Origin of the sequence: Archangium primigenium, from assembly GCF_016904885.1 — a bacterium.
Taxonomy (GTDB): Bacteria; Myxococcota; Myxococcia; order Myxococcales; family Myxococcaceae; genus Cystobacter; species Cystobacter primigenius.
Window position 1 is genome coordinate 9,111,149 of the sequence record NZ_JADWYI010000001.1, and the last position, 20,716, is coordinate 9,131,864.

At 72.7% G+C, this 20,716-nt stretch carries 16 protein-coding genes; 6 read left to right on the forward strand and 10 right to left on the reverse strand.

Annotation, left to right across the window (positions count from 1 at the left end; all coding sequences use genetic code 11):
• Positions 1-7 precede the first annotated feature (7 nt).
• Entirely contained in the window at positions 8-1,189 is a 1,182-nt protein-coding gene (locus tag I3V78_RS37350; RefSeq protein WP_204495609.1) for a hypothetical protein, read from the forward strand.
• A 15-nt stretch (positions 1,190-1,204) separates the two neighbouring features.
• Here I3V78_RS37350 and I3V78_RS37355 read toward each other — a convergent pair whose 3' ends face one another.
• Positions 1,205-1,495 carry a hypothetical protein gene (locus I3V78_RS37355; RefSeq protein ID WP_204495611.1) on the reverse strand — a complete coding sequence of 97 codons (291 nt, stop codon included), beginning with the start codon at positions 1,493-1,495 and terminating at the stop codon, positions 1,205-1,207.
• A 125-nt stretch (positions 1,496-1,620) separates the two neighbouring features.
• On the opposite strand from I3V78_RS37355, the gene I3V78_RS37360 reads away from it, so the two are divergent.
• Positions 1,621-1,836 (forward strand): hypothetical protein, encoded by a 216-nt coding sequence (locus I3V78_RS37360; protein ID WP_204495613.1) that lies wholly within the window; start codon positions 1,621-1,623, stop codon positions 1,834-1,836.
• Between the two features lie 30 nt (positions 1,837-1,866).
• Here the strand turns inward: I3V78_RS37360 and I3V78_RS37365 are convergent, their stop codons facing one another.
• The 7 genes from I3V78_RS37365 to I3V78_RS37395 form a co-directional block, all read right to left on the reverse strand.
• Positions 1,867-3,327 carry a TolC family protein gene (locus I3V78_RS37365; RefSeq protein ID WP_204495615.1) on the reverse strand — a complete coding sequence of 487 codons (1,461 nt, stop codon included), beginning with the start codon at positions 3,325-3,327 and terminating at the stop codon, positions 1,867-1,869.
• On the reverse strand, positions 3,324-4,652 hold the full coding sequence (locus tag I3V78_RS37370; protein ID WP_204495618.1) for an HlyD family secretion protein: 1,329 nt from the start codon (positions 4,650-4,652) through the stop codon (positions 3,324-3,326). Before I3V78_RS37370 ends, I3V78_RS37365 begins: the two co-directional genes overlap by 4 nt.
• Positions 4,649-6,898, reverse strand: a complete 2,250-nt coding sequence (locus I3V78_RS37375; protein WP_204495620.1) for a peptidase domain-containing ABC transporter — start codon at positions 6,896-6,898, stop codon at positions 4,649-4,651. The genes I3V78_RS37370 and I3V78_RS37375 overlap by 4 nt, the downstream gene beginning before the upstream one ends.
• Positions 6,899-7,105: 207 nt before the next feature.
• Entirely contained in the window at positions 7,106-9,133 is a 2,028-nt protein-coding gene (locus I3V78_RS37380) for a primary-amine oxidase (protein WP_204495622.1), read from the reverse strand.
• A gap of 149 nt (positions 9,134-9,282) precedes the next feature.
• Complete coding sequence (locus I3V78_RS37385) at positions 9,283-10,473, reverse strand: cysteine desulfurase-like protein (RefSeq protein WP_204495625.1); 1,191 nt, start codon at positions 10,471-10,473, stop codon at positions 9,283-9,285.
• Positions 10,474-10,499: 26 nt separating this feature from the next.
• Entirely contained in the window at positions 10,500-11,126 is a 627-nt protein-coding gene (locus tag I3V78_RS37390; protein ID WP_204495633.1) for a gamma-glutamylcyclotransferase, read from the reverse strand.
• Positions 11,127-11,289: 163 nt separating this feature from the next.
• Positions 11,290-12,387 carry an AAA family ATPase gene (locus I3V78_RS37395; RefSeq protein ID WP_204495636.1) on the reverse strand — a complete coding sequence of 366 codons (1,098 nt, stop codon included), beginning with the start codon at positions 12,385-12,387 and terminating at the stop codon, positions 11,290-11,292.
• 82 nt (positions 12,388-12,469) lie between these two features.
• Between I3V78_RS37395 and I3V78_RS37400 the strand changes: the two genes are divergently transcribed.
• On the forward strand, positions 12,470-13,423 hold the full coding sequence (locus I3V78_RS37400; RefSeq protein WP_204495638.1) for a hypothetical protein: 954 nt from the start codon (positions 12,470-12,472) through the stop codon (positions 13,421-13,423).
• Between the two features lie 6 nt (positions 13,424-13,429).
• Here the strand turns inward: I3V78_RS37400 and I3V78_RS37405 are convergent, their stop codons facing one another.
• Positions 13,430-14,347 carry an AEC family transporter gene (locus I3V78_RS37405; protein ID WP_204495640.1) on the reverse strand — a complete coding sequence of 306 codons (918 nt, stop codon included), beginning with the start codon at positions 14,345-14,347 and terminating at the stop codon, positions 13,430-13,432.
• A gap of 240 nt (positions 14,348-14,587) precedes the next feature.
• Here I3V78_RS37405 and I3V78_RS37410 point away from each other — a divergent pair, with 240 nt between their 5' ends.
• Entirely contained in the window at positions 14,588-17,287 is a 2,700-nt protein-coding gene (locus I3V78_RS37410; RefSeq protein ID WP_204495646.1) for a PAS domain-containing protein, read from the forward strand.
• 2 nt (positions 17,288-17,289) lie between these two features.
• On the opposite strand, the gene I3V78_RS37415 is transcribed toward I3V78_RS37410, so the two are convergent.
• Entirely contained in the window at positions 17,290-17,808 is a 519-nt protein-coding gene (locus I3V78_RS37415) for a styrene oxide isomerase (protein WP_239576964.1), read from the reverse strand.
• A 242-nt stretch (positions 17,809-18,050) separates the two neighbouring features.
• On the opposite strand from I3V78_RS37415, the gene I3V78_RS37420 reads away from it, so the two are divergent.
• Entirely contained in the window at positions 18,051-19,457 is a 1,407-nt protein-coding gene (locus tag I3V78_RS37420) for a TolC family protein (RefSeq protein ID WP_204495649.1), read from the forward strand.
• On the forward strand, positions 19,445-20,716 hold the full coding sequence (locus I3V78_RS37425) for an efflux RND transporter periplasmic adaptor subunit (RefSeq protein ID WP_204495651.1): 1,272 nt from the start codon (positions 19,445-19,447) through the stop codon (positions 20,714-20,716). Before I3V78_RS37420 ends, I3V78_RS37425 begins: the two co-directional genes overlap by 13 nt.

Here is a 20,716-nt window from a genome sequence, read left to right on the forward strand (position 1 = left end):
TGCGCGTATGCCCCAGGTGAAAAGTTCTCGTCCCGCCCAGGACACCCTTCCCCCCCGGCTCAGCACCCTGCTCGAGGGGCTCACCTACCGTGAGCTCGCCACGCGGCTGGAGAAGGTCTACCGGGCGGCGGCCCTGGCCATCGATCGCCTGGGCCACATCAACATCGTCAAGTACGAGCCCACCTCGCTGGAGGAGGGCGGCGCGGACCTGTCCCTGTGGGAGACGATGGCGCCGGTGCTGCGCGACACGGTGATGGACGTGAACGCCCTGGTGTCCGTGGTGAAGCAGGCGTTTCCGCCCCCGGAGCAGAAGGCGCGGGATGGGGCCTGGGCCCCGCCGCCCGCGAGCTTCGACGAGCGCCTGGCGCAGGAGGTGGAGACGGTGCTCAACGCGTGCGCGGGGCGGCTCGCGCAGCGCGTGGCGGACCTGGGCCAGCGCGTGCGCCAGCCCGAGGTGGTGAGCGACCGGTGGGCGCTGATGTCCGAGCTGCAGAGCTTCCGCGCGGACTTCCGCGCGCAGATGGGCGACCTCGTGTACCTCACGGCGACGGCCTTCGAGGACGTGCCACGCGAGCAGGTGGTGCCCGGCTACGAGGTGCAGGTGGGCGCCGCGGCGGCGCTGCGCAGCGCCCTGGCGGACCTGCGCCGCTCGGCCCAGTCGCGCATGGAGAAGCTCGCGGCGATGCCACCCAAGGACGTGCCCGCCCATGCGCGGCGCATGGAGGAGATGCTGGCCGCCTTCGCCCACATGCCGGCCTCGCTCACCATGAAGACGCGGGACAAGCGCATGCTCGTGGAGCAGCGCGGGCACCTGGACACGCTGGCCACCCGGCCGGAGGCGGACACGGGCGAATTGCGCGCGGTGATGGAGCCGATGCTCGCGGAGCTGGCCCGGGTGGGCACGGAGCTCACGCAGCGCACGCTGGTGGCGCATGACCGGGCCGTGTGGTCCGTATGCGGCGCGCGGCTGGAGCAGGCGGCCATGCACCTGTTCCTCCACTCCCCGGGCGCCGAGCGCGTGGTGCGCGATGCGCTCAAGACCGCCGAGGCGCTCTACGGCCGCTCGCCGACCTTCGACACCTTCCTGCGCAAGGCGCGCATGGCCCCCGGGCAGACCCAGGACGACGCCCAGTTGCGCGAGACGCTGGAGGTGTTCCGCGAGCGCCTCGCCGCCCTGCCCTTCACCTGAGCCCTTCTTCCGGCCCTACTTCTTCGTCGTGTCCTCGGGCAGCGCGGGCGCGCCCGGCGGCGTGGCCAGCCGGGGGATGACGCGCTGGTGGTAGCGCGACATCAGCGTCTCGGGCGTCAGCTCCTCCTGGGCCTGCTTGGGGCTGGACTTCCACTCGAGGTCCTCGGGCACCTTGCCGCCGCCCTGGCTCTTGTAGCCCATCATGTCCGGGAACTGCGTGGACCACCGGCCACCCGGATCCGTCTCGCGGGTGATGGGCTCACGATGGGGACGGGGGGTGTAGTACTTGCCGCTGCCGTTGCTCATGGTGTGTGTCCTAGCAGGAGTGCCCCCGCTCCGGAACCCCTCAGCCGCCTGCCCGCCCTCCGAGGAAGTCCAAGAATGGACCGGGTCGCCTTGTGGTCGCCAAATGCTGCGTTACCAGTGAATGTATGAACAGTTCACCTGAGAAGAAGGCCGGCGAGGGCATCGCCGATTTCATCCTCCCCGAGGGCTGCATGCTGTGCGGCGGCGCGGTGAACATCCGCAAGACGCCGGGTGGCGGCGCGCACAGCTACTGCCCCCATTGCCATTACCTGTCCCGGCCTCGTCTGCGCATGCACGAGAATGGCCTGGAGATCGCCTACGCCACCGCGGCGTTCGCCTGATTCACCCCGAGGGGCGCCTGGGCCGAGGGCTCAGGGTCCCCGCGGACCGTTGTCCTGAAGCTCCTCCGCGGAGGGCTCAAGCGCGACCGTCGCGGCGAGCAAATCCACCAGCGCGCGCTGGTAGTCCACGAGGGCCCGCACCTCGCCGATCTCGGCCTCGACCGCGGCCTGCTCGCGCTGATTCACCACCAACAGACTCGTATCCCCATGCTCGAAACGGGTGTACTCCGCCCGCGCGAGCTGGCGTGCCACCTCGGCGGCGCCGTGCGCGAGCCCGACCCGCTCGTGGGAGGCCCGCAGGGCCGAGAGCGCATCGCGCACCTCGGTGATGATCTCCTCGCGCGCGTAGCGGGCCCGCGCGGCCACCGCCGCCTGCTTCGCCTCGGCGGCCCGGCGCTGCCCCCGCGCCTCGCGGGCGAACAGCGGAATGTCGAGCACCAGGGAGCCCTGGACCTCGGTGGGCCGCAGGTTCGCGGGGCCCACGCCCACGTCCCGCGCCACGCGCAGCCCGAGGTCCACCGCGGGCGCCGCCAGGTTGCGCGCCAGGGCCACGTCCACCTCGAGCACCTCACGCCGCAAGTCCAACCCCCGCAGCTCCGGGCGCCGGCGCAAGGCCTGCTCCAGCCACCGCTCCAGCCCCTCCTCCATCAGGGCCGCGGGCACCGGAAACCCGGAGGGCAGGCGCGCCGTCGAGACGACCTGGGGCTCGCCCCGGGCGTCGCGCAGGAACAACGACAGCTTGAGCGTGGCCCGCTCGAGCGCCCGCCGGGCGGCGATCCGATCCGCGTCACGCCCCAGGAGGACCCGCTCGTTCTCCGTGTGCTCGATCTGCGGGATGTCGCCCGCGGTCACGCGGTGCGCGAGTTGCGTGCGGCGCGCCAGGGCCAGCTCGTACTGCGAGGTGGCGATGGTCAGCTGCCGTCCCGCCGCCACCCAGTCCCAGTAGTGGTAGGCCGCCTGCCGTTGCAGGCCCAGCCGCTCCCCGGCGAGCTCGAACGCGGCGATGCGCTGGCGCAGGCGCGCCTGGGCGAGCACGGCCCGCCGCTTGTCGATGGCGCCATCGCGCCACAGGGGCAAGGCGAGCCCCGCGTGCACCTCGCCCGCCGAGAGCGTCTCGTACTGGCCGTAGTACACGGGAAAGTCCCCCTGCCCCAGGCGGTAGCCCGCGGACAGGCGCAGGCCCCAGAGCGGCGTGGGCTGCTCGACGGTCGCCTCGATGCGCTCGTGCTGGTAGTAGCCGAACGGGATGGCGAGCCCGCGCGCCCGCACCAGCGGATCGAAGCCGCCCCTGGCGGCGAGCAGCTCCGCCTCCGCCGCCGCCACGTCCCGCTGAGCCGCCTCCATGCGCGGATGATGCTCACGGGTGGAGCCGAGCACCTCCTCGAGGGAGAGGGGCACGCCCTCGCCCTGGGCCCGCGCCCGGGACGCCGTCCCCATCCCGCCGAGCACCACGCACACCACCCACCCGACCTTCCAACCCGCCCTCCTCACGCGCGGCCCCCCTTGCCCTTCTTGTCCTGGGGCTCCTTCTCGGTCTCCACCGACGGGGGGAACCCGTTGAACTGGCGCCACAGCTCGAACCCCAGCCGCACCTCGTCCAGGAGGATCCACCCGTTGGCGCGCACGCCCTGGCGCAGGAAGCGGCCCTCGGGCCAGGGCTCGCCCTCGTCCGGCACCACGACGATGCGAAAGGCGCCCAGGCCGTCGTCCGCCGCGTCCACGAAGGCCACCGTGCCGCCGAAGGTGCCCACCGCCACCGAGGGCCAACCGGCGAACTGGATGGCGGGCCAACCCTCGAACTGCAAGCGCACGTGACGGCCCTGGGAGATGAGGGGCGCGTCCCGTCCGGCGACGCGCAGCTCCACGGCGATGGCGTCGGTGTCGGGCACCAGCACGGCCAGGGGATCGCCCACCTTGACGAACTCCGCGCCCTGCTGGGCCAACAGCCGCAGGAGCGTGCCCGCGCGCGGCGCGTAGATGCGCTGGGTGGACTGGCGCGCGAGCAGGCTGTCCAGCCGGTTGAGCTCGATGCGCTCCTTGGCGAGCTCCGCCTTGGAGGACTCGTAGCGCGCGAGGCCATCGTTGACGAGCGCATCCGCGTCCGTCTGCACGCGCTGGCGATCCGAGCCGAGCGCCGCCAGCTCGTTGCGCACGGCCTCGAGGCTGGCGCGGGCGCCCTCCATGTCCGTGCTCGTCTTGGTGTACTCCAGCTCCGCGAGCTCCACGCTCCGGGTGGCCGTCAGGCCATTGGCGTGCAGCGAGCGCTGACGCTCCAGTTGCAGCCGGGACGTCTCGCGCGCGACCTTGGCCGCGGCGAGCGTCTGCTCGGCGGCGCGAATGCGCTCCTGCACCATGCGCTGGCGCGAGCCGGCCGCGTCGACGCTCGACGCGCGCGAGGAGCGCAGCGCGTCCACGCGCGACTCGTAGGCGCGCACCTGGCTCTGGGCCGCGCGGATGCGCAGCTCGATGGCGTCGCGCTGCTCGCGCAGGCGCGTCATCAACTCCGGATCGTTGTCGGCCAGCTCCACGATGAGGTCCCCCGCGTTGACGCGCGAGCCCTCCTGCACCGCCCAGTGGGTGATGCGCCCGGCGATGGGGGACTGGATGGTCTGCTGCCGGTCCAACGGCGCGTACGCGATGACCCGGCCGTGGCCGGTGACGTTCTGCCGCCAGGGCGCGAGGATCAGCGCGATCGCGCCGAGCAGCAGCAACAGCAGCAGGCCCCAGGCGACCATGCGGGCCAACCGGGTGTCATGGCGGACCAGCCGCATGACGGGAAGCGTGGGAACGGAGGGCGGAGGCGTGGAGGCGGTCATGGGTTGAGCGTGGCGTCCGAGTGGGAGGGAGCCCGAGCCGACGACTCGGAGGAGAAGGCGTGGATCTGGCCCGCGTGCAGCGCCAGGACACGCTCGCACCGGCTGAACAGGTCCGGATGGTGGGTGATGAGCAGCAGGGTCCAGGGCGCATCGGACGCGAGCAGCAGCCGCAGCACCCGGTCCCGGGTGCGCGCATCGAGCGCGTCCAGCACCTCGTCGATGACGAGCAGCCGCGGGCGCAACAGGAGCGTGCGCGCCAGGTGCAGCAGCACCCGCTGACCGGACGACAAGGGCTGTCCGCCCGTGGTGAGCTCCGTGTGCAGCCCCTCGGGCAGGCGGGAGATGGCGTCCCCCAGGCCCAGCTCCTCGAGCACGTGCCGGATCTCCCCCAGCGGCAGCTCGGGCTGGCCCATGCGGAGGTTCTCCACGATCGTCCCGGCGAAGAGCTCCGGCGCGCCCACGAGCGCCACGTCCCGGCGCAGCGTGGCGAAGGACACGTCCCGCGTGTCGGCGCCATCCACGAGGATGCGGCCCCGCGTGGGGCTGCGCAGGCCATAGAGCAGCTCGCCCAGCGTGCTCTTGCCCTCGGCGGACTCGCCCGTCAGGGCCACCTTCTCGCCCGCCCGGAGCGTGAAGCTCACGTCGCTCAGCACCGGCGCGTCCTCGCGGAAGTGGAACGCCAGGCCCCGCACCACCAGCTCCGCGGGCCCCGAGCGCGGGGCATGGCTCTCGCCCAACTCCCGCTCCACGGGCAGGTCCACCAGCTGGCCCAGCTTGTCCGCCGCCGCCAGCAGGTCGTAGTAGGCCTCCAGGTGCTTGCCGAACTTCACGAAGGCCGCCAGCACCGAGGTGACGATGAGCTCGGCGGCCACGAGCTGACCGAGCGACAGCTGCCGGCCGATGACGAGCCAGCCGCCCAGGCCGAGCAAGAGCGCGCTCGCCACCGCCTGGAGCGCCAGGGCGCCAATCACCTGCCGGAAGAGGTACTTGAAGTGCTTGCGTCGGCTGCCCAGCCAGTCGCGCGCGAGCGAGTCGGCCCGCTCCAGCGCGTGCGTGGAGCCGCCCCGCTGACGGAAAGCCACCGGGTGGCGCACCAGCTCCTGGAGCCACGCCGCCACGGCGTACTTGGCCTTGGACTCCTTGATGCCCGAGGAGGCCGCCGAGCGCCCGTAACCGATGAGGATGCCGGCCACGCACACCAGGAGGAAGAAGTCGAAGGCGAGCAACATCGGGTGGTAGAAGGCCAGCATCAGCAGGCCGATGGCGGTCTGCAGCACCAGCGCCAGGCCATCGATGAGCAGCGTCGCGCAGGCCTTCTGGACGGTGACGACGTCGAAGAAGCGGTTGGCCAGCTCGGGGCCGTGCGCCTGGTCCATTGCCCGCGTCCGCACGCGGGGCAGTCGGTGGCTCAGGTCACTCACCACCCGGATGAACAGCCGCTGCTGGATGAGCTCCACCACCCAGTACTGCATGGCCCGCAGGGCCGCCGCGAACGCGAGGCCCCCGAGCAACAGGATGCTCAGCACCACCAGGGGCTGCAGCAGCGAGCCGAACGCCACGGTGTTGACCAGGGACTGCACGGCGATGGGGGTGGTCAAGGCGAAGAGCCCCACGCCCACCGCGTAGATGAACACCGCCCGGATGTCCGCCGCCTCCAGGCGCGCCAGCCCCCGCACCCGCGCGAAGGGCGAGGGCGTGCGCCCCTCCGGGCCCCGCAGGGACTGCAACGGCTCGGACTCCTCGGCGAGCACCCAGATGTCCGGCGCCGCGCCCCAGCCGGCCAGCCGCTTGACCAGCTCCCGGCGCGTCCACTGCGCCCCCTGCTCGGGCAGGGCGCTCCCGTGCACCCGCACCCGCGCGCCATCCCACTCGTCGAACCGCACCCAGCGCGCCTGCCCTTGCGCGAAGAACACCGCGGCGATGGGCCCCTGGCGGTGGCCCTCCTGCAGCACCTCGTCCAGGGGACGGCGCAACAGCGTCAGCGTGAGGCCCAGGGCCTGGCCCGCGTGCTGCAACCACGCGCCCCACTGCGCCTCGAGCCCGCCAGGCAGGTGCCGCGTGGCATCCCGGAGCGCCCCGCGCACGGCCCCCCGTCCGGGCGACTGGCCCGTGGACTGCGCGAGCGCCAAGAGCACCTCCTCGAGGGCCTCGGGCAGGGGCGCGAAGGTGTCGTCGCCGGTGTTGGGCGGAGGGCCCTCCGGCGCGGCGGAGGGCTCGGGCAGCGTGTCGCGGTCGTGGTCGGACATAGGGGGATGGGTTCAATCCCGGCCGGCGGCCGTGTCGGAGAGGTTCAGGGTGGAGAAAGTAAAAAGATCCTTTGGTTTCGGAACGCAGGAAATCCGGCACGATTCCTTCGAAAAATCCGAAGGATGGTCGAGACCGGACAGTCGGGTCGCGGCATCGGGCGGACCCCGCGCGGAGTGCGTGCGCACTTCGTTGCGGGGCGCCCCTATCTACGGGGACGCGGGATCCATGGACACCCGGGGCAGCGCCAGGGCGGGATTGCGCGCGAAGAAGCCCACGGGCAGCAGGTGGAAGCCCGCGTGGGCCACGGGCATGACCGGCCACTCCTCGGGGCGCGGCGTGTGCGTCACGCCCAGCGTGTACCAGACCACCACGTCCTCGCCGACCAGGGACTGATCGTCCTTCACCCAGGTGGGCAGACCGTCCCCGCCCCGGCTCTGATTGGGATAGGCCCCGGCGGCATTCAGCTCGCCCGGCGCGTAGCGCGTGGCCCAGAAGTGGTGGTCGATGAAGCCCGCGCGCCTGCGCGAGAGGTTCTCCGGCGCGGCGAAGGGGACGGTGTTCTCGCCCGGAACCAGCGCGAAGCCCGTGGGCATTCCCAGCGTGTTGTGCTCCTGGGGGTTCTGGATCAACCACCGCCGCGCGCTCGCCAGGTTCATGTCGCGCTGGGCGCGGGCCTCGCTGGCCAGGGGCTCCATGTCCATGGCGAAGGCATTGCCCAGGGGGTTGGCCGCGCCCATGGGCAGCGAGCGCGTGTTCATCTCCAGGAGGGAGTTGCGGCGCCCGTCCACATCCAGATCGAGCCGGAAGCTGAAGAAGTGCTGGTGATGGACGGCGAGGACGCCCTCGGCCACCTTGTGGCCGAACGGATCATGCCCCGCGTGCCCCGCGTGGCCGGACTCGGGCCGCACGCCCTTGGCCAGCATGATGCCCGTGAGCTGGACGTCGACCGCGATGGAGCCGTCCTGCTTGAAGACATAGGCCAGGAGGTAGTCGTAGTTGGCGACCGCCACCCCATAGGCCACCACCAGCTCGATGCCCCGCCGGGACTCGTTGCGCTTCGCGTCGGTGTCGTAGTGCTTCCACAGGATGCCGCCATCGCGCTCGTAGAGGGCGAGCGCGCGGGGGGTCTCGAGGACCTCGCCCGCGCCGTTGCTCCCGATGGCCGGCAGGAACGCGGCACCGGCGGGCACATCCACGCCCGGGTCCAGCGGTCCGACATGGTTGCCGAAGCCGTACTCGCCCACGTCGAAGGCGCTCCGCCAGGACCACGTCTCCCCGGGGTCGCCATAGGGCACCACCATCTCGGACAGGGACAGCCGGTGGAGCACCTTGCGCTCCCGCCCTCCGTCCGCGTAGGTCACCTGGTGGAGCACCGCGCCCTCCCGCGGATGGGCCTCCACGCGGAAGCGCCAGTTCTGCCAGCGCACCTCGTTGCCCGTCACCGTGAAGTTCACCCCCTCCGGATGGGTCATGACGATGGGCCGGGGACGGGGGCTCGGCGGACCGACGGAGGCCGCGTCGAAGGCCCCGGCGTCCTGGGGCACGGGGACGACGTCCCCATCGATGACGTCCACCACCGTGCGCGTGGTGAGGTCCACGAGCGCGAGCACGCCCTCCACGGGCCGCGCATAGGCATAGGCGCTGTCGCCCTTGAAGAAGGGAAAGACACGCAGCAGCCGATGGTCCTTGAGCGCGGGGTCCTGGGAAGGCCCGGGTGCCCAGGTGTCCAGGTGGATGTGCTGAGGATTGCCCAACCCCCGTCGGCGCATGGCGGTGAGCCAGCGCTCGTCCTTCCACACCAGGGCCTTGCCCAGTTCCTTGTCCGCGGTGACCAGCGAGGGCTGCACGCCGGGCACGTGCTTCCACTCCTCCACGGCCTCGGGGGGCGTCAGCCGGACCCGCGCCTCGAAGGTCATGTTCCGCGCGGTGTCATGGACCACCACGAAAGCGCGGCGGGGCACGGGCGTCCCCGCCTCGAAGGCCTCGAGCTCTTCCTTGGAGGGTTCCCAGGGCGCGGCCAGGGAAATGAGCGTGTGCTCGTTCACGTGACCCCGCTCGCGCAGCAGGTGGAGGGCCCGCGTGTACTCCGCCGCCGAGAAGGCCTCCAGCGGATGGAGCGGCGTGGGCGCGGGCCGCGTGGGAACGCCCCCGGCCGCTCCGGACCGCATGGCACACGACAGATTCGCGAAGGACAGTACGCCCGCGAGCAGGATGCGCCTCGTCAACGTCGACATGTCTTGGAACTCTCCCGGACCGCGCCTCGGTCCTGGAGCGCGTGCTTGTCACGAGCCAGCGCGAGGCGGACAGCCAACCGCGCGGCATCTGATGACTGGCGAGACAAAACCCGGGCCCGGGCGTCGGGCGCTGAACGGGGCGCGCCCGCTCAGGGCAGACGGTTCAACGCATCCATGAGGCGCTCCACGTCCCGCGCGCTGTTGTAGTGCAGCAGCGAGACGCGCACGGCGCCCTCGGGCATCAGCCCCAGCGCCTGGGCCGTCATCGTGGAGTAGTAGTGCCCGGCCGCCACGCCCACGCCGTGCCGGGCCAGGTGCTCGGCCACCGCGCGGGGCGTGCGCCCCGGGACGTTGAAGCAGAACGTGGCCACGCGTCCCTGGGGCTCGGCGATGCCGTAGAGCCGCACCCGGGGATGGGCGAGGAGCCGCTCCAGGGTGGACTCCAGCAGCGGCTGCTCCAGGGCCACGATGCGGCGGAAGGCCCGCTCCAGACCCGCGCGTCCGGGCACCCCGTCCCCGAGCACCTCGCGCACGTAGTCCAAGGAGCCCAACCACCCCGCGAGCAGCTCATGGGGCGCCGTTCCCGGCTCGAACTTCTGCACGCTGTCGTCGGGCACGAACCACAGCTTGTCCGCCGGCAGCCGCGCCAGCAGGTCCCGCCGCACGTACAGACAGCCCAGGTGCGGCCCGAAGACCTTGTACGGAGACATCAGCGCGAAGTCCGCGCCCCAGGCCCTCACGTCCGGCAGCAGGTGCGGGCTGGCGTGCACCGCGTCCACCAGCGTCCAGGCGCCCACCGCGCGCGCCAGCGCCGCCGCTCCGGCCACGTCCGGCACCGTGCCCACCGCGTTGGAGGCCGCCGTGAGCGCCACCAGCCGCGTGCGCGGCGTGAGCAGCGCGCGCAGGTCCGCCAGCTCCAGCCGCCCCTCGGGCCAGTGCGCCCGCCACAGCCGCACGCCCACGCCCTGGGCCTCCAGGTCCCGCCAGGGGCTCGCGTTGGACTCGTGCTCCAGCTCCGAGATGACGACCTCGTCGCCCGGTTGGAACAGCCGCGAGAAGGCCCGCGCGAGCTGGAAGGACAGGGCCGTCGCGCTCGTGCCCAGCATCACCTCGTCGGGCTGGCAGCCGAGGAACTCGGCCGTCGCGGCGCGCGCCCGGGCCTTGAGCTCCGTGGTGCGCACCGAGACCCCATACGGCTGGTTCACGTTGCAGCTGCCCGTGGACAGGTAGCCGGAGATGGCGTCGATGCACCGCGCGGGCACCTGCGCCCCCGCCGCGTTGTCCAGGTAGCTGAAGTCCAGCCGCAAGGCGGGGAAATGCTCGGCGAAGGGGGAGGTCATGCCGCCCATCCTAGAGCACCGGCGCGTCACCGCCCGGAGGGAACGAGGACGGCGCGCGCGGCGCGGACCCGCTCGGCCAGCTGGGCCAGGTCCGCATCGGGAATGCCCGCCTCGGCGAGCTGCTGGACGGTCTCCTCGAGGTAGTCGGCGTTCGGGCCGCTCTCCCCCTCGCACGTGGCGAGGCGTTGGAGCATCGCGCCCGGCTCGGGGGTGGGCTCATGCAGCGGGCCCACGGGATCCGTACAGAACGTCAGCACGGGAATGCCGCCTTCGGTCGTCCAGGTCTCGAGCCAGCACGGCACGTAGAAGGGCAGCGTCATCTCGCGCTCCCAGACCCGGAACAGCTCCTCGCGCACGGTGCGCGCGGACAGCCGGTAGGCGATGCCCCGACAGCTCCGCCCCCGCACGAGTCCCAAGCTCAACCCAGGGTGCCGCGCGGTGCCCCGCATCTTCGGATCCGCGAGGCAGAAGCGCCGCGTCCAGCCCTCGAGGGTCGCGAGCCGCCGCTCCACGGGCGTGAAGGGCGGCGCCTCCAGCATGGAGCCGTAGACGAACAACCAGGAGTCCGTCCGGGCGGCGTCATGGGGGGCGGCGGCCAGCGCCTTGTCGAGCGAGGCGGCGAGCTCACCCGGGCTGCGCAGCAAGTCATTCAAGAGTCGGTCCCTCACGGTGGGTCTACGGTCTCGTGAGGCGCGAGCTTCAGCACCCCGGCGACGGACCGCTACCTTCTTTAACCGCCCCGCCCGGCTCCGCATGCGCTGCCCGGGCAAGCACACGTCATGGGGCACAGTAGACCGACGCGCGCAGCCTCCCCCGTCACGACTCCTCCTCGTCGGCGCGAACGAGCTCGGTGGCGCCCTGCACCTTGCGCAGCCGCACGGAGGTGCTCCGTCCGCTCCGGGCCAGGGCCTCGGACAAGGCGTCCGCATGCGTCGTCACGCAGATCTGGCTCCGCTGGGAGGCATCCACCAGGAGCCGGGCCAGCGGGCCGAGCAGCTCCGGGTGCAGGCTCGTCTCCGGCTCGTTGAGGACGAGGAACTCCGGAGGACGGGGACTGAGGAGCGCCGCCAGCAAACAGAGGTAGCGCAGGGTGCCGTCGGACAACTCCCGCGCCGACAGCGCACGCGCGAGGCCCGCCTGGTGGAGCCAGAGACCGAAGCGGCCCTCGGTGGCTTGAATCTCCAGCCGCGCGCCGGGAAAGGCCTCGGTGATGGCGCGCTCCAGTCCGGCCGCGTCGCCGATCTCCACGATGGTCTGGAGCGCCGCCGCCAGGTCCCGACCGTCATGCGCGAGCACGGGCGTGCGCACGCCCACTTGAGGCGAGCGCTGGGGCGCGTCGGGGTCCGTGCGGAAGTGATGGTAGAAGCGCCACTGCCGGAGCGTGCCCTGGAGCTCCGACAGCCGAGGGAAGCGGTGCGGCTCGGCCAGTTGCGCGAGCACCGACTCGCCCGACCAGAGCGTCAGCGGGAAGGCCACCCGCTGCCCCTCGCCGTCACGCAGGAAGGCCGAGCGGTCCTTGCGCTCCATGAGCACCAGCTTGCGGCGCGCCTCCAGCGCCCACAGGTGCTCCTCCTTCACCTCGGGGTCGAGGATGAAGAAGCTCGGGTCCAGGGGACCGGTCGGCACGGGACCCAGGCTCAGCTCGTATGCCAGCCCGTCCAGCGTGACGCCCACGGTGAGCCGGGCGGGCTTCTTCTCCCGCGCGCCCGCCCACAGCACGCTGGGCACGCCGCCCTCGTCCGCGAGCACGCGCGTGAGCTGCCCCTGAGCCGCCGCGCACAGCAGGTACAGCGCCCGGTAGAGGTTCGTCTTGCCACTGCCATTGGGCCCCACCACCACGGTGAGCCGCTCCAGGGGCAGCACCAGCTTGCGCACCGAGCGGTACCCCGAGACCTCGAGCTGGGAGATGGCCATGGCGCGCGATGCTACGCGAACCGTCACATCCCGCACGAGGCGCGTCCTTCTCACCGGGAGCGTCGCTCCCGAGGAGGGAATCATGTCGCTTACCGCAGCGGTCCCGGAGGTCTCGGACCATCTTTCAGAGGAAGCCCGGTCGGAGCTCGACGCGGTGTTCGACACCGTCACCCGGCGCCAGGACGAGGTCCGGGCCCGGACGCTCGTGGGTCCGCGGGTCACCGAGGCCCTGCTTCGCAAGAGCTTCGCGCGGGAGGAGCTCGAGCGGCTCTCGCCCCGGAATCCCTCACCGCCCCGCGAACAGCTCGACGCACTCCTGGGCGACGAGCGCTTCAAGCCCCGCGCGACGTTCACCGACTCGCCCACCGCCCGCGCCGTGATCACCCGGCCCTACCAGGTCATGGACAGCCACTTCTTCATCCCCAAGCCGGACCGCCACCTCCACGTCCTGGGCCCGCCCTACGTGGATGTCTGGATGTCCCCGCCGCGCGTGTCGGGCGAGGTCGCCACCATCCAGAACCTCACCGCGAACCGGCAGACGGGCGACCTGCGCTACTTCATGGGCTCCGCGGATGGGGCCACCTCGGCGGGCGTGGGCGTCTGGACGGAGTTCGTGCCCACGCGGGACACCCAGGCCCAGCCCCGGGCCTACGCGCCCTTCAACTACCAATACGACCTCCGGTCCCAGTATGGCTACACCGCGCACGGGCACGGCGGGTTCGGGATTCTCGTGCTGAGCTGGAACCGCGATGGCACCGGCCGCTCCAAGGACTTGGACCACCGCTACCGGACCTGGGCCGATGGCACGGGCTGGTGGGAGCACCACACCAACCCGAGCGATCCCTCCCCCGACGACGACAACGCCTACCTCTACGGGCACGAGGCCCCCTACTTCAACGTCCGGGCGGACCGCATCTACCGGGTCTGCTTCTGGGGCTTCGGGGGCGGGGACTCGGGCGGGGGCTACTTCGGCAACGCCGTCTCCGTCTCGGTCCTCAACGCCGCCATCCGCTTCGTGGTGATTGGCGAGCAGTAGGCCCGCTCACACGAGGCCGCCAGGCCCCAGGGCCCACAGGACGCCCGCGAGCGTGAGGAAGGACAGCGGAATGCCCACGCCCACCATGAGCACGGCCAGGTCGGGGTCCAGGTCGTGCTCCACGGCGAGGAGGGCCCCCGTCACCATGGGGCCCATCGCCGCCTGGAGCACCGACACCTCGAAGACGAGCCGGTCCAGGCGCGGCACCGCGAGCAGCACCAGGGCGATGAGCAGCGGCGCGAGCACCAGCTTGTACCCGAGGCCCAGCACCAGCGCCCGGCCCCGGCCCGCGAGTCCCGACAGCCGCAGCTGGTAGCCCACCGAGAACAGCGCCAGTGGCGTGAGCGACCCGCCCAGCCGCGCGAGCACGTCATCCATCCAGCCGGGCCAGGCCCAGGCCTGGGACAGGAACCCGGCCCCCAGGGCGAGCAGCGGCGGGAACGTCAGCAGCTTGCGCACGAGCGCTCCGGGCCGCGTGTCCCGGGCCGCCGCGCGCGCCGCGAAGAGCGAGGCCAGCGTGGACAGCACCAGGAAGGAGCCGAGCTGATCGACGACCACCGCCACCGTGACGCCCTCGGGGCCCCGGGCGCCCTCGATGAAGGGCAGGCCCACGAAGGCCGTGTTGCCCAGCCCTCCCGAGAGCACCAGCGCCGCCACGCTCGCCGGCGCGAGCCCCAGGCGCGGCCCCACCCCGCGCAAGAGCAGCCACGCCGCGCCGAAGACGAGCCAGGGCGTGAGCGCGGCGAGCAGCAGCTCGGGCACGAGCGACAGCCGGTGGATGGAGCGCAACACCAGCGCGGGCAGCGCCACGTAGAGCACGTAGGTGTTGAGCACCGGCGCCGTCTGCTCCGGAAAGCGGCCACTGCGCCGCGCGAGCAGCCCGAGCAGCAGGCAGGCGACCAGCAGCGCCACGATCGAGGTCATGGCGCGCCTTGTGCCGTGAAACCCGGGGGACCGCCAGTCCAGACCGAGGGACGACTGGAGGTGCAACGATTCCCGGAAGAGCGGCGGGGGTCCTTGCCCTCCCCCGGTGACGCCCACGGAGGGATGCGCTAGACATCCAACGGCGCCTCCTGTCCCCGCGCCCCCTCCCGTGCTGAACGACCGCATTCCAGAGACGCGCGCCCACCTCGCGCATGAGGGGTCCTTTCACGAGGCACGCGCGTGACGGGGCTCGCGGATCTGCTCACGACCCACCGGGAGGAGCTGCTCGTGCGCTGGCGCGCGCGGCTGGGGCGAACACCCGAGCTGGGCGAGCAGGCGGCGCCGTTCCTGACGGCCCTCGCCGAGACGCTGCGCCAGGGCCACCCCGTCCCCGTTCCGGCCCCGCGGCCCGGGTTCGACCGCGAGCGGGTGCTGGCCGAGTACGCGGCGCTGCACGCGCTGGTGCTCGAGCTGGCCGCGCCCGGGCCGATCGCCCTCGAGGACGTCCAGCGGGTCGCGGACTTCTTCCACCGGGCGATGGCGTGGGCAACGCGCCGGAGCGAGGCGGAGCTGGGGCTGCTGTTGGACTCCATCCCGGTCCTCGTCTCCTTCGTCACCGCGGATGAGCGTTATGGCCGCGTCAACCACGCCTACCGCTCGTGGTTCGGGCTCACCGACGAGCAGATGCGCGGGCGCAAGGTCCGCGAGGTCATCGGGGAGGCGGCCTACGCGGTCCTCGGCCCCTACGTGCGCCGGGGGCTCGCCGGGGAACACTTCTCCTTCGAGCAGCACGGGGTGCCCTACCGCCTCGGGGGCACGCGCGACGTGAAGGTCAGCTTCATGCCCCACCGGGGAGCCGACGACCGCGTGGAGGGCTACGTGGCGATGCTCCAGGACGTCACCCAGCTGCGGCGCCTGGAGCGGGAGCGCGAGGAGGCGGTCGCCGCCGCGCGGGAGGCCCAGGCCCAGGCGGAAGCGGAGCAGGGGCGGCTCGAGGCGCTCTCGCACCAGTTCGCCGCTCAGGAGCAGCTGCTGCGGCTCATGTTCGAGCAGGCCCCCGCCATCATCGCGCTGCTGGAGGGACCCGAGCACCGCTTCCGCGTCGCCAACGCGCGCTATCTCCAGCTCGTGGGTGGCCGGGAGGTGCTCGGGCGCCCCCTGGCCGAGGCGCTGCCCGAAATGGCCCAGCAGGGTTTCCTGGGCCTGCTGGACACGGTGCGCCGCACGGGCGAGCCGTACGTCGGCCGTGAGACCTGGCTCCAGCTACGTCGGCGCCCCGAGGGGCCCCTCGAGGACGTGTGCCTGGACTTCGTCTACCAGCCCATCCGGAACGCCTCGGGTCAGATGGACGCCATCTTCGTCCACGCGGTGGAGGTCACGGACCTCGTGCGCTCGCGCGAGGGGGCCCAGCACGCGGCCCGGGAGCTGGAGCGCGCGGCGGAGCGGGTGCGCGAAAGCGAGCAGCGGCTCCAGGGGGCGCTCACCAACTCGGGCGCCGGCACCTGGGAGCTCGACCCCCGTCTTCAGGACATCCGGATGGATGGGCGCATGCGCGAGCTCTTCGGGCTCTCCCCGGACGAGCCCCGGCCGCTCCTGGAGGCGGCGCTCGCGCACCTCCACCCCGAGGACACCCCGCGCATCGCCCGGGGCCTCCACGCCGCGCTCACGGGCGCGGACGGGGGCGTGCTCCTGCAGGAGTACCGGGTGCTGCCCGGCGAGGGACAGCCCGTGCGGTGGCTCGACGCACGGGGACAGGTCACCTTCGACGCGGCGGGCGCTCCCGTGCGCATCTCCGGCACCGCCATCGATGCCACCTCCCGCAAGGTGGCGGACGCGGGACGGGAGGGGCTGCTCGCCTCGCTCGCCGAGCAGGACATCTTCGGCGTGTGCGTGCTGCGCGGCCAGGCGTTGCGCTACGAGATGGCCAACGCCGTCCACCGTCGCCTGGTGGGCCAGCGCGAGCTGCTGGGGCGCCGCCTGGAGGACGCGCTCCCGGAGCTCGCGGGCCAGGGAATGGCCGAGCAGCTGCGGACGCTGCTGCGCACGGGGCAGCCCCTGACCCAGCACGAGCAGCCCCTGCACATCGACGTGCGGGGCACCGGCGCGCCCGAGCTGCGGTTCTACAACGCGAGCTGGCAGCCCATCCGCGAGCTGGATGGGAGCATCACCGGCCTGCTCGTGCTCACCCTGGACGTGACGGACTCGGTGCGGGCCCGCGAGCGCGCCGAGGCGCTCGCGCAACAGGAGAGCGGTCGGGCGGACTTCGCCCAGCAGCTCATCGGCATCGTGAGCCACGATCTGCGCAACCCCCTGGCCGCCATCAGCCTCGGGGCGGCCACGCTCCAGCGCCGGGGGGCCATCGAGCCGAAGGCGAGCCGCACCGTGGAGCGCATCCTGGCCTCCACGGATCGCGCCGAGCGCATGGTGCGCGACCTGCTCGACTTCACCCAGGCGCGGCTCGGGGGCGGACTGAAGATCGAGCGTCGGCCCGCGGACCTCCACGACCTGACGCGCGGCGCGGTGCAGGAAGTCCAGGAGGCACGGCCGGGGGTGCGCATCCGCCACGAGGTGCGAGGCGATGGCCGGGGCGCCTGGGACGCGGACCGGCTCCAGCAGGTGGTGCAGAACCTGGTCACCAACGCGCTCAAGTACGGCACGGCGGACGCGCCCGTGGACATCCGCACCGAGGCCCACGACGGCACCGTGACGCTGAGCGTGCACAACCAGGGCGAGCCCATCCCGCCCGAGCGCCAGGCCTCACTCTTCCAGCCCATGCAACGCGGCGTGGAAGGCGTGGACCGGCAGGGGCGCAGCGTGGGCCTGGGCCTGTTCATCGTGCGCGCCATCGCGCAGGCGCACGGGGGCGAGGTCCAGCTCACCTCGCGGGCCGACGAAGGCACCACCTTCCGGGTCGTCCTGCCGCGCGACGCCCCCGGCTGACGTCACGGCCGCGTCGGCCGCCGGAAGCCGTACACCCACGCCGCCGCCGCCCCGAGCGAGGGCAGCACCACGCTGAGCGTGAGCACGCCGAACACGGCGTCGTTCACCGGCTCGCCCGTGGCATCCACCCCGGCCACGTGCAGCCACGCCTTCACCGCCGTCACCGCCCAGTTGGCGAAGTTGGCCCCGATGAAGGCCCAGGCGAGCCGCGTCTGGCCCCGGGGCCCGTAGCGCAGCATCGGCAGCGACCAGGCCACGCCCAGCAACAGGAACGTCCCCATCAGCGCGTTGAGGTGCGAGGCGAGCGCGCCGCGCGGCTCCGCGGGCACCTTGCCCGTCATCGCCGCGGCCACGTACCCCCCGGTGAGCAGGCCCACCAGCAGCAGCCACGCGGCGGCATGTGCCATGAGCCGCGCGGCGGGAAGCACCCCGACGGCGCCAGCGGGGGCCCCCGCGGCGTGGAGCGACGGAGACGCGGAAGCGGACACCGGGACCGGAGCGGCGGAACGGGATTTGGGCATGGGCGCCCGGGACTCTAGCCGGTGTGGGCATCGCGCCCCGTGAACGACGAGTGCTCGCCTGCCCTCCGGCGTACGACCGGCGACCCGTGGGGCCCCAAGGACCCCGCGTCCGCCTGTGTCATTTCACGCCATTCAGGCAGGAGGAGTGCTCACCAGCGGGCACTCTTTGTTTCCATCCACAACGATCCCCCGAGGGCAAGCGGCGGAGCGATGCGGGCGGCCCCACTGTGTGGGGCCTGTCTATGAATCCCTTTCTTCTCGCCACCCTGCTCACCACCGCGCCGCTGCCCGCTGGAGAACGCCTGGCCCAGGCGCCCGCGTCCGCCCCGCCCGCGCCCATCCAGCTCGAGGTGTCGGATCCTCAATTGGAGCCCATCGCCCCCGCGCCCGTGCGGCTGAACTCCTGGGACGAGGCCCTCCAACTGCTGCGCCAGCGCTCCACGCAACTGGCCATCGCCCTGGCCCAGGTGGAGGCCGCCCGGGGCCAGCGGCGCGTGGCGCTCGCGGGCCTGCTGCCCTCGCTCAATGGCTCGGTCGCCGTGCAGAACAACCTGCTGGGCGCCACCTTCCTGCAAGGCGGAGTGGGTGGGGGCGTCGGTGGCGGCGGTGTCGGCGGCGGCGTGGGGGACTACACGCTCACCTCCCCCGTGGGCACCGGCACCCTGACGGCCGCCGTGTCCCTGTTCAACCTCCAGTCGGTCAACGCCCTGCGCGCCGCGAACGCCACGCGCCAGGCCACCGAGCTGTCGCTCGACGACACCCAGCGCCAGCTCACCCTCACGCTCGCCCAGGCCCTCATCCAGGTGTCCTCCGCGGAGAGTGTCGCCGACGTGAATCGAGTCAATCTGCGCTCCGCCCTGGAGCGGCTGGCGCTCGCCCAGCGCCGGTTGGAGCTGGGCGCGGGCACCCGGCTGGACGTCATCCGCCTGCAACAGGACACGGAGTCGGCGCGCACCTCGGTGGTGTCCGGCGACGAGAACCTGCGGCGGGCGCGCGACGCGCTCGGGCAGCTGCTCGGGGTGAACGAGCCGGTGGGCATCCACAAGGAGCTGTCCCTGGAGGAGCTGTTCGCCCAGGGCCAGCGCGAGTGCCGCGCGCTCCAGGACGTGCGCGAGCGGGCGGATCAGGCGGCCGCGCGGGCCCGGGTGCTCGCGGCCGAGCGCTCCGTGTCCGCCACGCGCTCGCAGTACCTGCCCACCCTGGAGGCGCAGAGCACCGCCCTGGGCTTCACGGTGGACCCGGGCTTCGCGCGGGTGCCCGTCTGGAACATCGGCGCGGTGCTCACCCTGCCCATCTATGACGGCGGAGCGCGTGGCGGGCTCGTGCGCCAGGCGCGGGCCCAGGAGGAGCAGGCCCGGCAGCAGGCGGTGGAGCTGGAGCGCTCGCTGACGGTGGAGGTGCGCCGCGCCCGGCGCGGCGTGCAGGTGGCGCGGGAGCAGAAGGACATCGCCTCGCGCGCGCGCGAGCTCGCGGACGAGAACGATCGCCTCACGCGCCGCTCCTTCGAGGTGGGCGCCGGCACGAGCCAGGACCTGGTGGTGTCGGCGGCGGCGCTGCGGCAGGCGGAGCTGAATCTGGTGGTGAGTGAGTTCCAATTCTTCCAGGCACGGATCGAGTCGTTCCTGGTGGAGGCAACATGCGACTGGTGAGGCGGGGCGTCGTGGGAGTGTGGTTGACCGTCATGGCGCTCGCGGGTTGTCACGGCGACAAGGACAAGGGCCCGTCCCAGGCGGGCGGCGCGGGGGGCCCCGGGGGCCCCGGGGGAGGCGCGGGCGGCGGACAGCCCCTCGCGGTGGAGGTCATCCAGGTGCAGCCCGGCCCGGTGCGCGACACGGGCGAGTACATCGGCACGCTCATCTCCCGGCGCAGCATCACGCTCTACCCGCAGGTGAACGGCTACGTGAAGCGCATCGCGGTGCGGCCCGGCGAGCAGGTCAAACGCGGGCAACTGCTGCTGGAGGTGGATCCGCGCATCGGCCGCGCGGGCGTGCAGAGCGCCCAGGCCCAGCGCAGCTCCGCCCTGGCCCAGCGCCAGTTCGCGCGCAGCACGCGCCAGCGCGCCGAGCAGCTCCTCAAGGAAGGGCTGCTGAGCCGACAGGACTATGAGCAGTCCGTGTCCCAGGCGGCGGCGGCCGAGGCGAGCGCGCGCTCGGCGGAGGCGCAGGTGGAGCTGCAGCAGGTGGAGCTGGGCTTCTACCAGGTGACGGCGCCCTTCGACGGCGTGGTGGGCAACATCCCCGTGAAGGTGGGCGACTACGTCACCCAGCAGGTGGCGCTCACCAGCGTGGATCAAAGCCGCGCCCTGGAGCTGTCCGTGTCGGTGCCGCCCGAGCGCGCCGCCGAGGTGAAGCCCGGCACCACCCAGGTGGACGTGCTGAACATGGAGGGCAAGCCGGTGGTGCGCGCCCCCGTCTTCTTCGTGGCGCCCACCCCCAACGCGAACACCCAGCTCGTGGAGCTCAAGGCGGTGTTCGACAACAACGAGGTGGGCCTGCTCGCCGGCCAGGTGGTGCACGTGGAGGTGGAGTACGCCGTGCGCGAGTCCCTGCGGCTGCCCACCTATGCCGTGTCCCAGCAGAGCAGTCAGTTCTTCGCCACCGTCGTGACCGAGGGAGACGGCGGCGGCCAGGTGGCGCAGCGCGTCCCCGTGCAGCTCGGCGCGCTCCAGGACAACTACTACGAGGTGCTCAAGGGCCTGGAGCAGGGCGCCACCGTCGCCGTGGGCGCGCTGCAGTCGCTGCGTGACGGTCAGCCCGTGCAGCCCAAGCCGGCCAGGCCGCGCGGCGAGGAGTCGGGAGTGGGGGGCGCCGCGGACGCGGGCACGGCCACGCCCGGCGACGGCGGCACCCGGCGCCCGGACGCTGGCACCGATGCCGGCACGGACGCTGGAACCAGCGGGGGCGGGTGA

What these genes read in the sequence shown, in the direction of transcription:
- I3V78_RS37360 (WP_204495613.1), top strand. Translation starts at nt 1,621, where the DNA reads ATGAACAGTTCACCTGAGAAGAAGGCCGGCGAGGGCATCGCCGATTTC.
- I3V78_RS37370 (WP_204495618.1), bottom strand. Translation starts at nt 4,652, where the DNA reads ATGACCGCCTCCACGCCTCCGCCCTCCGTTCCCACGCTTCCCGTCATG.
- I3V78_RS37350 (WP_204495609.1), top strand. Translation starts at nt 8, where the DNA reads ATGCCCCAGGTGAAAAGTTCTCGTCCCGCCCAGGACACCCTTCCCCCC.
- I3V78_RS37385 (WP_204495625.1), bottom strand. Translation starts at nt 10,473, where the DNA reads ATGACCTCCCCCTTCGCCGAGCATTTCCCCGCCTTGCGGCTGGACTTC.
- I3V78_RS37355 (WP_204495611.1), bottom strand. Translation starts at nt 1,495, where the DNA reads ATGAGCAACGGCAGCGGCAAGTACTACACCCCCCGTCCCCATCGTGAG.
- I3V78_RS37380 (WP_204495622.1), bottom strand. Translation starts at nt 9,133, where the DNA reads ATGTCGACGTTGACGAGGCGCATCCTGCTCGCGGGCGTACTGTCCTTC.
- I3V78_RS37405 (WP_204495640.1), bottom strand. Translation starts at nt 14,347, where the DNA reads ATGACCTCGATCGTGGCGCTGCTGGTCGCCTGCCTGCTGCTCGGGCTG.
- I3V78_RS37400 (WP_204495638.1), top strand. Translation starts at nt 12,470, where the DNA reads ATGTCGCTTACCGCAGCGGTCCCGGAGGTCTCGGACCATCTTTCAGAG.
- I3V78_RS37415 (WP_239576964.1), bottom strand. Translation starts at nt 17,808, where the DNA reads ATGCCCAAATCCCGTTCCGCCGCTCCGGTCCCGGTGTCCGCTTCCGCG.
- I3V78_RS37420 (WP_204495649.1), top strand. Translation starts at nt 18,051, where the DNA reads ATGAATCCCTTTCTTCTCGCCACCCTGCTCACCACCGCGCCGCTGCCC.
- I3V78_RS37395 (WP_204495636.1), bottom strand. Translation starts at nt 12,387, where the DNA reads ATGGCCATCTCCCAGCTCGAGGTCTCGGGGTACCGCTCGGTGCGCAAG.
- I3V78_RS37425 (WP_204495651.1), top strand. Translation starts at nt 19,445, where the DNA reads ATGCGACTGGTGAGGCGGGGCGTCGTGGGAGTGTGGTTGACCGTCATG.
- I3V78_RS37375 (WP_204495620.1), bottom strand. Translation starts at nt 6,898, where the DNA reads ATGTCCGACCACGACCGCGACACGCTGCCCGAGCCCTCCGCCGCGCCG.